At 47.3% G+C, this 14,564-nt stretch carries 14 protein-coding genes; 8 read left to right on the top strand and 6 right to left on the bottom strand.

All coding sequences use genetic code 11. The features are described from left to right. Positions 1 to 48: 48 nt before the first annotated feature. Positions 49 to 330 (top strand): hypothetical protein, encoded by a 282-nt coding sequence (locus tag BCT27_RS02680; RefSeq protein ID WP_102390308.1) that lies wholly within the window; start codon positions 49 to 51, stop codon positions 328 to 330. On the opposite strand, the gene BCT27_RS02685 is transcribed toward BCT27_RS02680, so the two are convergent. Together BCT27_RS02685 and syd are read right to left on the bottom strand one after the other, a co-directional pair. After that, on the bottom strand, positions 331 to 1,104 hold the full coding sequence (locus BCT27_RS02685; protein ID WP_017012217.1) for a Zn-ribbon-containing protein: 774 nt from the start codon (positions 1,102 to 1,104) through the stop codon (positions 331 to 333). It abuts the gene before it with no gap. 4 nt (positions 1,105 to 1,108) lie between these two features. Then, complete coding sequence (gene syd / locus BCT27_RS02690) at positions 1,109 to 1,654, bottom strand: SecY-interacting protein (RefSeq protein WP_017017476.1); 546 nt, start codon at positions 1,652 to 1,654, stop codon at positions 1,109 to 1,111. Between the two features lie 62 nt (positions 1,655 to 1,716). On the opposite strand from syd, the gene queF reads away from it, so the two are divergent. The 5 genes from queF (at position 1,717) to xni (ending at position 9,085) form a co-directional block, all read left to right on the top strand. Beyond that, complete coding sequence (queF, locus tag BCT27_RS02695; protein WP_102260312.1) at positions 1,717 to 2,562, top strand: NADPH-dependent 7-cyano-7-deazaguanine reductase QueF; 846 nt, start codon at positions 1,717 to 1,719, stop codon at positions 2,560 to 2,562. Positions 2,563 to 2,668: 106 nt separating this feature from the next. Continuing rightward, the gene (locus BCT27_RS02700; protein WP_102394968.1) at positions 2,669 to 4,939 is read left to right on the top strand and encodes a tetratricopeptide repeat protein; all 2,271 of its coding nucleotides are present in this window, start codon (positions 2,669 to 2,671) and stop codon (positions 4,937 to 4,939) included. 130 nt (positions 4,940 to 5,069) lie between these two features. Continuing rightward, complete coding sequence (locus tag BCT27_RS02705; protein WP_102317361.1) at positions 5,070 to 6,626, top strand: GGDEF domain-containing protein; 1,557 nt, start codon at positions 5,070 to 5,072, stop codon at positions 6,624 to 6,626. 239 nt (positions 6,627 to 6,865) lie between these two features. After that, the gene (gene ppnN, locus BCT27_RS02710) at positions 6,866 to 8,233 is read left to right on the top strand and encodes a nucleotide 5'-monophosphate nucleosidase PpnN (RefSeq protein WP_017012222.1); all 1,368 of its coding nucleotides are present in this window, start codon (positions 6,866 to 6,868) and stop codon (positions 8,231 to 8,233) included. 81 nt (positions 8,234 to 8,314) lie between these two features. Continuing rightward, the gene (gene xni / locus BCT27_RS02715) at positions 8,315 to 9,085 is read left to right on the top strand and encodes a flap endonuclease Xni (protein WP_102317362.1); all 771 of its coding nucleotides are present in this window, start codon (positions 8,315 to 8,317) and stop codon (positions 9,083 to 9,085) included. 74 nt (positions 9,086 to 9,159) lie between these two features. Here xni and rlmM read toward each other — a convergent pair whose 3' ends face one another. From rlmM to BCT27_RS02735, 4 genes are all read right to left on the bottom strand, one after another. Beyond that, the gene (rlmM, locus tag BCT27_RS02720; protein WP_102317363.1) at positions 9,160 to 10,227 is read right to left on the bottom strand and encodes a 23S rRNA (cytidine(2498)-2'-O)-methyltransferase RlmM; all 1,068 of its coding nucleotides are present in this window, start codon (positions 10,225 to 10,227) and stop codon (positions 9,160 to 9,162) included. Positions 10,228 to 10,318: 91 nt separating this feature from the next. Further along, complete coding sequence (locus tag BCT27_RS02725; protein ID WP_102317364.1) at positions 10,319 to 10,693, bottom strand: DUF423 domain-containing protein; 375 nt, start codon at positions 10,691 to 10,693, stop codon at positions 10,319 to 10,321. Further along, a complete protein-coding gene (locus BCT27_RS02730) occupies positions 10,690 to 11,310 on the bottom strand; it encodes an alpha/beta family hydrolase (RefSeq protein ID WP_102394969.1) in 621 nt (206 codons plus the stop codon). Before BCT27_RS02730 ends, BCT27_RS02725 begins: the two co-directional genes overlap by 4 nt. Next, positions 11,307 to 12,212, bottom strand: coding sequence for a transcriptional regulator GcvA (locus BCT27_RS02735; protein WP_017012227.1), 906 nt, complete (start codon positions 12,210 to 12,212; stop codon positions 11,307 to 11,309). The genes BCT27_RS02730 and BCT27_RS02735 overlap by 4 nt, the downstream gene beginning before the upstream one ends. Before the next feature lie 408 nt (positions 12,213 to 12,620). On the opposite strand from BCT27_RS02735, the gene BCT27_RS02740 reads away from it, so the two are divergent. After that, positions 12,621 to 13,844, top strand: coding sequence for an aminotransferase class V-fold PLP-dependent enzyme (locus BCT27_RS02740; RefSeq protein WP_102394970.1), 1,224 nt, complete (start codon positions 12,621 to 12,623; stop codon positions 13,842 to 13,844). 16 nt (positions 13,845 to 13,860) lie between these two features. After that, positions 13,861 to 14,283 (top strand): cysteine desulfurase sulfur acceptor subunit CsdE, encoded by a 423-nt coding sequence (gene csdE, locus BCT27_RS02745; RefSeq protein WP_102394971.1) that lies wholly within the window; start codon positions 13,861 to 13,863, stop codon positions 14,281 to 14,283. Positions 14,284 to 14,564 lie beyond the last annotated feature (281 nt).

Consider the following 14,564-nt stretch of genomic DNA (forward strand, 5'->3'; position numbering starts at 1 on the left):
CGCTTCAGGTAACGTGAGCAGAAAAATCGCTAACGTAGGAAACCAAAGATGCAAACGGACTATACCGCGATGCTCGAGCAAGCCATTCACTCTTTAATTGCTGATGGCAAAGAGCCCAGTGTTGCGTTGATAAAATCTCGCCTTACTGGCGCAGTTCCCATGCCGTTGATCATCAGTGCGTTGCAACGCTGGAAGAAAAATGGCGTGGTGCCAAAAATTGAAAAGGTATCAGTAGGCAAGAGTGCAGAAGCACGTATTGCAGAGCTAGAACAGCAAATTAGTACACTCACAGAACGGATAGAGACGCTGGAAAAGCGCCTCATCGAGTAATCACTGAAAGTCCCAAGACAGGTTTGACACAATACGGCAGTCATCGCACTTAAAGTGGAAAACATCATGTAGCGGTGAATCGAGACGCCAATCGCCGCCACACTTGGGACACTTTCGTTCGAGTTCAGACTCTGCACTCTCACCACCCACGCGATATTGATAGTAGTACGTAGGCACCTTCGTTAAGTACTCAATACGCCCACGAATGTCCCATCCTTTACGAAACAATCTACTGTCAGCATCTTGGATTTCAGCGAGAGCTGCATACTCAGCATTGAACGAACCTGCCATTTGAATCTCATCGCAAGCCTGCCATTCCGTTTGCCATTTCACTACCGCTTTATGATCGCCATTGAAGGTAGCTGGAAGTCGGTGTAAAGGAATTGGCAACAACGTTTCACCACAACGAAGCGGTGAGCAAGTGTGCACATAAGTGGTATAAAGCACCTGCCAACTGCGTGGCGTGTCTTCTGCGCTGGCCTCAGAATTGATGTCGCGACCAAGTACCTTCAATTTAGGTGAAAGCAAAGAGGCTTCAGACAATTGGCGAATCTTTAACGCGACTTGTGGGCTATGAAACTTCGGGTTCAAACTGTCTTTTTCAGGGCAAACCGCACGTACATGAAATTGCCCATCCCCCATCACCATAGGAAACTCGCGCCCTAACACCTGCCCGTTATACCTCAACGCATCCATCAAGCCATTCACGGCCAGATCGACGGCTGAAACAGTGGTGTCATCAAAACACTCAAACGTCAGTTCTACAACGTACATGGCGTTACACCTCAGGCGAGAGATGTTGAAGGAAGGTTTCAACGTTGGGTGCGAGCACATCACGGATCTTAGTGCCAATGCGCTCTTTGATGACTTCGCCCGTCACGTTACAGATGGAAATCACATCCAGTTCATCATCCGTCGCAGCAATAAACACGGTTGGGTTTTGCTTCAAACGCTTTTGCATCAACAAATGCCCCAACATGTTCTCTTGCAAGCGTGGTAAGTCTTCATCGCTCCACACTTGAATCAGTTCCAGGCTCAGGCCTTCAAATTGCGCTGTCATGTCACCACAATAAAGACCCGCATAAAAAGAGATCACATCTTCATGCAGAGAAATGCCTATCCCCTCTTCAACATTACTGAAATCGGCGAACGCATCACGTTGAATAGGTTGCCAAATCACCACATCATCAGTCTCTTGCACGATGCATGGCGATGCTAAGCCAATATATGCATCACTTTGCGGCTTTGAGCCATGTTGTTCGTTCCACGCAGAGACAAAGCGCTCGCTGAATGACCAAAGCGCGTGAGTGACAGAGTGATTCATTAGCAAGATTCCTCAAGATTCAGTAAACTTTGCGCATTCTAATCGATCCGTGGCAAAACCGTATGAGCAAATATCAAGATGCAAAAGAACTTGCTGGCCTGACGCTAGGTCAGAAAACGGACTATCAGGAGCACTATGCCCCTGAGCTTTTACAACCTGTTCCACGAAGCCTTAACCGCGACGATCTCGATATGGGAGAGACGCTGCCTTTTACCGGTTACGATGTTTGGACACTTTACGAACTGTCTTGGCTTAACGCAAAAGGTTTGCCTCAAGTGGCGATCGGCGAAGTGCGTCTGCCTGCAACAAGCCCTAACCTGATTGAATCCAAGTCATTCAAGCTTTACCTCAACAGCTTTAACCAGACGAAATTTAAAAACTGGCAAGAAGTGGTCGACACCTTGGCGAAAGATTTGTCAGCGTGTGCTGGCGAAGATGTCGACGTGACCATTCTTCCAGTGGAAGAATTCACCAACACACCTGTGGTTGCCTTCGGCGGCGAGAACATTGATGAGCAAGACATCACGATTGATGACTATGTATTCGATTCTCGCCTACTGGAAGGTGCTGCTGACGGCCCGATGGTAAGCGAAACCCTTAACAGCAACCTGTTGAAATCAAACTGCCTGATCACCAACCAACCTGATTGGGGTTCAGTACGTATTGCTTACAAAGGCAAACGCATCAACCGCGAAAAATTGCTGCGTTATATCGTGTCTTTTCGCCGTCACAACGAATTTCACGAGCAATGTGTTGAACGTATTTTCACGGATATCATGAAATACTGCCAACCCGAGTTGCTAACGGTTTACGCGCGTTACACACGTCGCGGCGGCTTAGACATTAACCCATACCGTACTAACATGGGTAAAACGCCAAGCGAAAATAATCGACTCGCTCGACAATAACTGAACGATTGGCCTGTTTATCACCCCGACCAACACTCGCTGAATAAGCATTTTGAGGTTACTGGGGAAAGCAGGCCAGATTCACTTCCAACGACAAGAAACCAACATGCGATTATTGCCAACCGCACTGCTCTTTTTTTCAATGCTGTTCAGCCTGAATGGACAAGCAAGGATGTATTCCACCCCTATTCTTTCTGAAGCGGAAGAAATGGTGGTGACGGCCCCTGAACAAGCGTTAGAAATCACCGAACGATATTTAGAGCAGCGCCGTTTATCGAAAGCGACCAATCGCCCACACAGCAACAACGAAACAGATCGTTCTATTCGCACCCCATTAAACACCGTTCACGCCTACCTCATTATAGGTAAAGCACAAAGTGCTCTGGGTGATCACGATGCCGCATGGGAAGCCCTTGCGACAGCAAGAAGCATGGTCGAAAAAAACAGCCTAAAGCTTGCAGAACTCGAGCTTCTCTTCACAGAAGCCTCTGTGCTGTATTATCTCGATGAAGACAAACAAGCAGCAAAAAAGGCGCTTGAAACCGTCATCAGCGAAATTGGGAAACGCGACCCAAAACGTGCAAATACCATTGCCAACCTCACATTCGAAGCGTTGTTGCTCAATGCCATCATCACGTCAGAAACGAACAACAGTGCTGAGACGGTCACGCAATTCGATGCCGTAAAAAATGAGCTGGGTGATACGCCTGAATTAAAGCAAAAGACACGTTATCAAATTGCGCTCGGTAACTACTTCCTAAACGAAAAATCTTACGAGCGCGCGCTGTCTGAATTACTCAGTGCTTATTGGCTCGCCAGCGAAAATGACTTCGCCATTCAAATTGCCAGTGCCAACGTTTCTCTGACCAAGCTTTATCAACAGCAAGGTGTACTCGACAAGGCATTACAACACGCCAACCAAGCCGCTGAGTTTTACGAGAATTTTGATTTAGTCCGAGGCTTGTCTGAAGCACAAACCCTGCTCGCTGATATTTACAGTCAACAAGGCCGATATAATTTTGCGCTGGTGCATTATTTCAATGCGCTCGACATTGAACAATTGCTCGATCGTACTAAAAACATTGCCAACATCAACGTATCAATCGCCAGTACTTACCTTAAATTGCTCAGATATAAGCAAGCAGAAGAGTACGCAGCGAATGCCATTGAAATCGCAGAAAAGGCCGCACTCACTCGTCCACTGACAAAAGCCTACATTCTTCAAGGTGAACTGGCAGTCATTACTCAAATGCCTGATGTCGCCATTGATGCGTTGAAGAAAGCCTTCGGCGGTGCAGAAGTCTTACGTGATCGCACCCTCATGCTTGAGTGCCTTTCTCGCCTTTCCCGAGCTTACGAGCAAAAAGGGGAGTATCAGAAAGCGCTCGAAATTCAACGTCGCTATGACCAAATCAGCCGTCGAAGTGAAAACCGCCGACAAATTCTTGAAGCCGAGTCATTCAAAGAACGTCAACGCGTGATCGAGCGCCAACTGCAACTTGATGATATTGAACGCCGACAAGGTGAAAACGTCAGTTCCTTGGTAGAACAGAAGAAAATTAACCTTTTCTTGCTGGGCAGTTTAAGCGTCATTTTATTGGTGTTGATTTTACGCCATCGCGCCGCTAACCAACGACTTGGCGAACTGCAAGATTTACGTAAAGCGCTTTACACCCACCCTCGTAGTGGGCTACGAAACCTGCGAATGCTCAATGACAGGCTGTCGAATTCACTCGCGAAAACCAGTGCCAACTTTGAACAGTGGTATTTGGGTGAAATGATCCACGAGCCACTCAGTGACAAACTGAGTTTTGCCATGTTTGAAGTGCCTTTCTTGAAAGTGGTGTATCTCCAGCACGGGTACCATCAAGGCCTAGAGTTGGAACGCGAACTGGGTGACTACCTAGCATCTCAGATATCTGACCCCGCACGCGTGTATCATTTTTCTGATGCCATGTTTATCTACATCGAGCCAGATTCCGTCACGCTCAACGACCCTGATAAAATGGCAAAAAGAATTCAATCCATGGTGGATGATTTTGTCGTTCACGCGAAATTGGATGACGTGGATGATCGTCTTCGTATTGGTATGGCGGATTACCCATTTTTGCCTCGCGCATTTACATCAATCAATGACAAAGAACTCATCGATATTCTCTTAATGGCCACCAGCGCCGCGCGCCAAGCCTGTAAGGCTGAACAAACCAGTCAATGGGTACATTTAAGCGCAATTGAATCCACACCCGCAGCATGTTTTGCCAATACCAATGTGCGAAAAGCCTGCTTCGACGCCATTGGTTCTGGCTTAATTAAGGTTAAAACTTCAGCAAGCGAAGGCATTAACTGGCAGACGCTTCACGAATCTGACAAAAACTAGCGCCAGCTTATTGATAACCATAGTAATAAACCGTTATAGCTAGAGGCTGTGCCTGCAACTTTTTCAGGCACGACACCCTGTATTCAGTGAGTTTTTCACTGTGCGTTGTTTGGAGCTGTCGTCGAGTTTTATGTCCAACTTCTCATCAGATGAAGAAGTCATCACACTGAAAGAAAAGTTGCAGCATTCTCAGCTGGTGTTCCGAGATTTAGCCCTTAAATCTCGGCGCGAGGCGACGATCCTGAAAAGGTTAATCTCCAGACTGATTGCCGCTTCACAAGCGCAAGATGATCCATTGCTCCATGAGCGACTGTCTCAAATTCGCCGAGAACTTGAAGCGCAAGATGATGTCAGTCGATTAATTCCTCAGCTCGCATTGGTGGAGCGAATGGTCAACCGACATACTCATACTCAGAAAAAAGCCAGCGATGCCCTAGAATGCCAATTTCAGCAAAGCGGTGAGACCCTCAAATGCTTAACAGGCTTACCCGCACAGCTAAAGCGTGACCTTCGAAACCTACTTCAAAGTTCCGGCTCGGAAAGCAAAGGCAGCACAGAAAAGATAGTGGCCTTGCTTCAACTCTATGAACGTGCACTCAAATTGCTCTCTCTGCCATCTAACGGATTGTCTGCCAAAGAGCTCCTGAATATTGACCGCATCTCTCAGCTTTCAAGTGAACTTCAACACTTAATCACTGAGTTAGATTTCGATGATGAAGTGGGTGATCGGCTGCTAGACATCCGCAATAGACTCCTGCTATCGCCCGACGCACAAACCTTGCTTGAGCTGACATTAGAATCCGTGCAGCTCATTCTGGATGGCACACGTAACGAGAGAAAAGCCTCTCAAGCTTTTTTGTCGCAATTGAATGAAGACCTATCGATTCTCCAGCGCCACAATGGCCGCTCTATCGACAACTCTCAAACCATCTCCACCCAACGTAGCGCCTTTAATGAAGAATTGGCGTCTTCCGTGAACGCCATCGAAACACATCTTGAGGAGGCCGAATCGTTAGAGCAAGTAAGGCCTCACCTTTCTCAAGTCGCAGTGAATCTGTCATCGCTCGTGGCAAGAAACAAAGAACTGGAAGAGCGTGAACAACAGCTACTAGAACAACTCAAACACAACGACCAAAAACTGGATGCGCTTTACCAGCAAACCATGGATTACCGTCGTCGTTTAGGTGACCAAGAACGAAAATTGCTGCTCGATCCGCTGACCAAGGTGTACAACCGCGCCGCTCTTGATGATCGTTTAGAACATGAGTACCGCTGCTGGTTGAGGTATCAAACGCCATTTTGCCTAGCCATGATCGACATCGACCACTTTAAAAGTGTGAATGACACCTACGGGCATTTAGTGGGTGATAAAGTGCTCAAGGTCGTTGCTCGCACCATTCACCAATGCCTTCGAGACACCGACTTCATCGCGCGATTTGGTGGCGAAGAATTCGTGGTATTGCTTCCAGATGCAAAACCCGATGAACGTGAAGAAATGCTCAATAATGTACGAGAAACCGTGTCCAAACTTCCCTTCAAGTTTAAGGACAGCCGTCTCACTGTCACCGTGTCCATCGGCGCAAGCATGTTCCAAGACGGCGACAGCACGGTGACTGTGCTAGAGCGCTCGGATGGCGCACTCTACAACGCAAAAAATAACGGCCGCAACAAGCTAATTTGGGCATAACAGCACTGTCTATGGCAGCGCTGTTTACCCCCCTTCTTGCCCTCTCCTGCCACCCGCTTTTTTCTATTGATAACTGGATAAACTAAAAGTCTGTGTGTATGGTTAATTAACACACTGATTTTTATAACAATGAAAGTGTTGATTAATTAACCACCTGTAATCTTCATTGAAATAAATTTCTTAGGGTCCCCCTCTAATACAAAAATACAAAGTGTGTTTTCTCTGCACAGGAGGTGACTATGATCACGCATATCAGCCCAGTCGGGGCAATGGATCTACTCTCCCAACTTGAAGTCGATAGGCTCAAGGACACCGCGAAAAGCGATCTGTACCGTTTGTACCGTAACTGTTCGTTAGCGGTACTTAACTCTGGTAGCCACACTGATAGCTCTAAAGAGCTACTGGAACAATATAAGAGCTTTGACATTCGCGTCATGCGTCGAGAACGCGGCGTGAAGCTCGAACTCATCAACCCACCTGAACATGCGTTTGTTGATGGAAAAATCATTCGAGGTATTCAAGAACACATGTTCTCAGTGCTTCGAGACATCATTCACTTAAACATGCAGCTAGAACACGCCAAAGTGTTCAACCTGACCAATTCCAGCCACGTCACCAACCTAATCTTCGACATTCTGCGCAATGCGAAAGCCTTGGTGCCGGGGCGAGATCCTAATTTGGTTGTCTGCTGGGGCGGACACTCAATCAATGCCATCGAGTATCAGTACACGAGAGAGGTAGGCAACGAGCTGGGCCTACGAGAGCTGAATGTATGCACGGGGTGCGGACCCGGCGCAATGGAAGGCCCAATGAAAGGGGCAGCCATTGGTCACGCCAAGCAACGTGTACCCAACAGTCGCTTCCTTGGCATGACTGAGCCATCAATCATCGCAGCAGAGCCACCAAACCCTATCGTCAATGAACTGGTGATCATGCCAGACATCGAAAAACGCTTGGAAGCCTTTGTGCGCTGTGGCCACGGGATCATTATTTTCCCTGGTGGCGCAGGAACGGCAGAAGAATTGCTGTATTTACTGGGTATCTTGATGCACCCAGACAATGCAGATCAGCCGATGCCCGTGGTGCTGACAGGACCAAAAGAAAGCGCTGATTACTTCCGTGTGATTGACGAATTCATTCGAGATGTGATTGGTGAAGAAGCCACAAAATATTACGAAATCGTCATCGGTGACCCGGAAAAAGCCGCGCGTATTATTAAGCAAGCAATGCCTGCGGTGAAAGCTCACCGCCAATCAACAGGCGATGCCTACTCGTTTAACTGGTCGTTAAAAATCGCACCTGAATTCCAGCTGCCTTTTGCACCAACACACGAAAATATGGCGAACCTTGATTTGCACATGAATCAACGCCCTGAACTTCTCGCATCTGCACTGCGCCAAGCGTTTTCCGGCATCGTCGCTGGCAATGTGAAAGAAGAAGGCATTCGAGAAATAGAGCGCCACGGCCCGTTCAAGATTAACGGTGACGCGGAACTCATGAAGAAAATGGACAAACTGCTGCGAGGTTTCGTTGAACAACAACGCATGAAACTTCCAGGCACGGCTTATGTTCCTTGCTATGAGATTGTCCAAGGGAATGGTAACTAATCGTAGTCGTTAACCTTTCATTTATCTCTCAAGCAATTAGAATGGCCCTATCGGGCCATTTTTTCATTTAGCGGACACATCATGTCTATCCACCTTGTCATCATTGATGCAATGAACCTTATCCGTCGCGTTCACGCCGCTCAGCCCAACCCTGATGATATTGCCTCTACCGCGCAAGTCTGTTGCCGCGCTTTAACCAAGATCATTCGTTCATCCGAACCCACACACATGGTCGCAGTATTTGACCATACAGAACAAGATCGCGGATGGCGTGCCGAGCTCGTGCCTGAATACAAACAAGGCCGTAAACCGATGCCTGAAGCGCTACAACAAGGGTTAGATACAATCCAAGATGCGTTTTGGGAAATGGGCATTGATTCATTGTTATCATCGGGTGATGAAGCCGACGACATGATTGCGACGCTGGCGTTAAAAGTCGCCAGCCACAATGGCCAAGTAACGATTGTTTCTACCGACAAAGGCTACTGTCAGCTTCTGCAACCTACATTACGTATTCGTGATTACTTTCAACAGCGTTGGCTAGACAGCCCGTTTATCGAAAAAGAATTTTCAGTCGCGCCACAACAACTGACAGATTATTGGGGATTGGTCGGTATCAGCTCCAGCGGCGTCACCGGGGTGCCGGGCATTGGCCCCAAATCAGCATCTAGCTTGCTCAACCAATATGGCACGCTTGATGACCTGTTTGCAGCAGACAACATTGAGCCAAAGTGGCAAAAGAAACTCGAAGGTAACCAAGAACTGGCCATGCGCTGTAAGCAAGTTGCAACCTTGAAAACAGACATAACGCTCGGGTTCAACCTACAAGATATTCGGTTTTCCGCTAAGTAACATTCCTACCCTATCACGCACAAAAAAGGGCAAGTATCATACTTGCCCTTTTTTGTTTTCTCGGCAGAACGTAATCAGTTTGTGCGTCGAATATGCACAGTCACTTCATCACGATCATGGAAGAGGTGTTTAACTTGAATATCGAATTTAACGCCGTTTTCGATCAGCTGTTTTTTCAAATTACCGATGTCTTCAGTCACTTGCTCGTAACGGCGGCTCATTGGCAACTTCAAGTTGAAAATGGTTTCTACAGCCCAACGTGCAACTAACCATTTGCCAATTAAAGGCGCGACGCGATAAGGTTTTTCGATCATGTCACACACTAGCCAAGTGATGTTCTTTCTTGGTGGCTCAAACTTAAAACCGTCCGCAGCATGGTATTTAACCTGTCCCGTTTCCATCAGGCTTTCTGCCATTTGGCCATTATCCACCGCGTGGATGAACATAGAGCGCTTCACCAGTTGATACGTCCAGCCACCCGGACAAGCACCCAAGTCAACCGCTTTCATCCCCGGCGCCAAACGCTCATCCCATTCTTCTTTTGGAATGAAGGCATGGAAGGCTTCTTCTAGCTTAAGCGTAGAACGGCTTGGCGCTTCAGATGGGAACTTCAAACGATGAATACCCATGTAATGCGGGGAGTTGTTGTTTGATACAGAGTAACCAACAAAGCAACAACCAGGCTCTGTAAAACACACATGCAATACCGGTTTTTTTGAATGCTCTTTCGCGTACAAAACACCACGTTTACGCAGCGACTGACGCAATGGCACCGTAAACTTACGGCAGAACTTCAGCAGTTCTTTCGCTTGGTTGGTGTCTGGCGTTTCTACGCGAACATCACCACATTTTGGCAATTCGCCACCCATCGCAAGGATAGGAGAGATGCGGTCACCTGGGTCCAAATCACTCAGTTGACCCACCACAACAATCATTTGGCGCGCAAAGATCAACGAACTAAATGGAAGCTTCTGAATCAACTTTTCTGCATCGCCTTGCTGGTAACACTCAAACACTACATACCCAGAGTTTTTGACCACTCGTGGGAAGCCATACACTTCTACCTGTGTCGCTTTGTCCTGAATTTCACCCGCACACTCTTTCTCAAAGCCTTGGCGGCAATACAATAAAATCTGATTCACACGATGCCTTTAACTATGCCGTGGTAAAAATAACGCGCCATTATACCCAAATTGCCCAAAGTTTCAGGTTTACGTGACCGATGAAACACAATCAGGCGCTGCGCCAAAGCCCCCAGGCAGCCAATGACCATCCCACAAGGAAGCTCAGTCCCCCCAAAGGTGTGATAGGCCACAACCATGTCCAATCCGTTAGTGCTAAGCCATAAAGACTGCCGCTAAAGCAAACAACACCAAGAGAAAGGAACACGCCTGACAGTGCAACGTACGTGCTATCCGTTTGTTTTTGCCACAATGCCAACGCAATGAGGGCCAGCGCATGCCAGAACTGATAGTGGACACCTTTCTCGATGATCGACAATTCATATTCCGAAAGATGCGCCTTTAACCCGTGCGCAGCGAACGCACCAATGGCCACCGCTATACCAGCAAAGACACACCCTAAAGCTGCCAGTCGATTATTTTTCATTGGCATACCTCAGCGATAAAGGTGGCAAGTTTATCCGCGGCAAGTTGGCGATTATCTTCTTCCGTGTGGCCTGAAGCTTTGCGCGGTTTTAGACTATGGTCGCCATCTGGTACAAACACCAAAGAAACGGACGATGAAAACGGGTAATTTTCTAATTCAGCACGGTTCCCGAATGTGTCGCGCTCACCTTGCAAAATCAGTGTCGGTTTTTCAATGTGGGCAAGATGTTCCCCTTTGTCCTTTTCAGGCTTACCCGGTGGATGGAAAGGAAACCCCAAACACGCGATGCCTGCCACACACCGCTCTTCACTCAAATGACTCGCCATCCTTCCCCCCATGGATTTACCGCCAATCACAGTGTGTTTACTGCCGTATGTCGCGATGATTTCTTGGTAGTGTTCTAGCAACTTTGGCGCACGATCGGGTGGCCGTTTTTTCCCATCTTCCGAGCGCTTCACCATGTAGGGAAAATTAAAGCGAACGACACGAATACCATGAGCCGCGATTTTCTTTGCGACCACAGCCATGAACTCATGTTCCATGCCAGCACCCGCACCATGTGCAAAAATAAACGTTGTGTCGGCCTCAGAAGGGCCATCGATAAGAACCTGATTCATGCAGAAATACTCTCCTGTTCTGCGGCGGCTTTCGCCAACACCCAGTCCCTGAACGCAGCAATACGCCCAGAATCTGCGTCCTTTTGTTGGCTCACTAAATAAAATGCGTTTTTACTCATCAAGAAATGATCAAACGGACACACTAAGCGTCCCGACTCAAGTTCAGGTTGTGCCAGAACGTTATTGCTCAGTGCGACCCCTTGTCCAAGCGCTGCAGCCTGCAACACCATGGCTGAGTGACTAAAAATGGGACCATAGTTTAGATTAATGTTACTAATCTGATAGTGCTTTGCATACGCGGTCCAGTCGCGACGAGATCGATCATGCAGCAAGGTATGGTGCTTCAAATCATCAAATGAAGTCAGCGGCTTATCCGCGCTCAATATAGAAGGGCTGCACACGGGCAATAAAAACTCAGGATAGAGTTCATCACACCTCAGCCCCGGCCAGTTGCCTCGCCCGTAATAAATCGCGACATCAACGTCATCCGTTAATGAACCGTCTTCTAAATCAACCGCTTTAATCCGCACGTCCACTTCTGGATGCTGTTGATTAAAATCTGACAGTCGAGGAACAAGCCACTGAATGGCAAAACTTGGCGGCAAACTGATGGTCAGTGCCCCCTTCGCGCCACGCTCTAAAACGCGATCGGTCGCATCAGCAATGGATGTAAATATATCTTTAATATCAAGAAAGTAGCTTTGCCCTTCCTCTGTCAGAAGTAACGAGCGATTCCTGCGACGAAACAACTTCAAGCCAAGAAACTCTTCAAGGGCTTTGATTTGATGGCTGACTGCAGCCTGCGTCACAAACAACTCTTCGGCTGCTCGCGTAAAACTTAAATGCCGCGCAGCAGCTTCAAACACTCGCAACGCATTTAAAGGAGGTAATCGTCTAGCCATCCTGCTTCCTATACATAAGATTTTCTAATATAGAACATTATAAAATGTCCATTGTTCTGTCACCAGAGAAAACCTATAGTTCGCGGGCACCAATGAACAAGCGTACCCTACGCACGTTTTTTCTTGGTTGCGATGTTGTGTTTGCATTTTTTCGGCTTTACCGAGCCTCAGTAGCATTAGCTACATTTTTATATACGCTACGTATATTTCATACTATCTACACAAAGATTTATCGTGCACTGAGCTGATGGCTCGGTGCTTTTTTTTATCTTTTTTTCTCCCTTTCACCGAATTAAACACACCAGCGACACGATGTTTTTCTGACACAGTGCGCCAACACTTGAGTTAACCTCAGAGAAAAGCGATCATTCCCCTCATCAATAGCCCAGTCGAGCGACTAACTCCACTATGACAAGCCGTACCTTTCATCTCGATAGCATTCGACACGTCTTTCCGTCGTTGAATCATTCCATCAATGGTCAGCCATTGGTGTATCTCGACAGCGCAGCGACAGCACAAAAACCGTTGCCAGTCATAGAATGCATCAGTGATTACTATTCAGGGGCGACGGCAAATGTGCACAGAGGTAGCCATTCACTCACGGCAACAGCGACCAATCGCTTTGAAGCAGCCAGAAAAACCGTCGCGATGTTTTTAGGTGCGAGTGAAGAATGCATTGTTTGGACGCGTGGCGCGACAGAAGCACTCAACCTCATCGCGCAAAGCTATGGTCGACAAACACTGAAACCAGGCGACGAGATCCTCATTAGCGAGATGGAACATCACGCGAACATTGTCCCATGGCAATTGGTCGCCGAACAAACAGGTGCGAAAGTCGTAAAATCTCCGATAAATACGGACAGTTGCACGCTCGACATGCGCGCCTTCGATGCCTTGCTCAATGAAAAAACTAAAATCGTTGCAATTGGTCACATCAGCAACGTTACGGGCACGCGTAACCCTATCGAAACGATCATCCAAAAAGCACATGCTCATGGCGCAATAGTGGTCGTTGATGGCGCTCAAGCCGTGGTGCACGAAGAGGTAGACGTCGCGGCACTTGATGCGGACTTCTATGTGTTTTCCGGCCATAAATTGTTTGCACCGGCGGGTATCGGGGCGCTTTATGGCAAGGCAGAACTACTAGAATCCATGCCTCCTTGGCATGGCGGCGGAAAAATGGTCGAAAAAGTCACGTTCGAAGGGACGCAATTTGCAGCGTCTCCGGCCAAGTTTGAAGCAGGAACCCCAAACGTCGCAGGCGCATTAGCGCTAGCAAAAGCCATTGATTGGCTAAACACGCTCGATAAAAAAGCCGCAGAAGCACATATCGCCACCTTACAAAAACAATTGGTTGAAGGCATAAAGGACATTGATGATCTTTCTCTCGTTGGTTTGCAGGCTGGAGCAAGTGTGGTGGCTTTTACGCTTAAGGGGGTTCATCACTCTGATATTGCCACCTTACTGGATCAACAAGGCATAGCGGTACGCTCAGGCCACCACTGCGCTCACCCACTGATGGATGCACTAAACATCAAAGGCTGTGTGCGCGTATCCATCGCTTTGTATAATACCCAAGAAGACATTGAACGCTGCATCGCTGCCATTCAAAAAGCCTGCGACATTCTTTAACCACTATTGAGCAAACATGAATAACTTTCCCAAACATCCATTCGGTACTGAAATCACCAACACCTCGATCCTTCGTGATATGGCAAAGTGCCGAAGCTGGGAAGATAAATATCGACTTGTCATCCAATTTGGGAAAAAGCTTCCCTCGTTAGATCAGTCACTTAAAAGTCAAAGCGTGGACATACCCGGTTGTGAAAGTGAGGTTTGGTTAATCTGGCAAGAGATTGACGGGGTCTATCATTTTTCGGCAGACTCTGACGCCCGCATTGTAAAAGGGCTTATTTCATTAATTCTGGCAGAAATTGAAGGTAAAACACGTGAAGATCTTCGAAAAATTGATTTTGATGCCTACTTCGACGCCATGGACTTACTCAATCATTTAAGCCAGTCTCGCAGCAATGGGATTCGCTCAATCATCGAACAAATAAAGAAAATATAATTCTGCAATTGTTGCGGTGATTTGATACGCATTTCACCGCATATAGACGCTACTTTACCGTACAACCCTCATTTTAGCAGTGCGACGCTGGTCAATTATTCCACTCTTTTTTTTGCATTAATCCCCGTCTAATTCTTAAATAGTGTTGCTTTATTTTTATGCCGCATCGTTTCTTCTTTAAACAGCATAAAAAGACATGTTTCTATAAAAAGCAAATACGAAAAACACAAAAAAAACCACAACAAAACACTAAGCACACCTTATTTTAACACCCTGTTAAC

This window comes from Enterovibrio norvegicus (assembly GCF_002876705.1).
Taxonomy (GTDB): domain Bacteria; phylum Pseudomonadota; class Gammaproteobacteria; order Enterobacterales; family Vibrionaceae; genus Enterovibrio; species Enterovibrio norvegicus_B.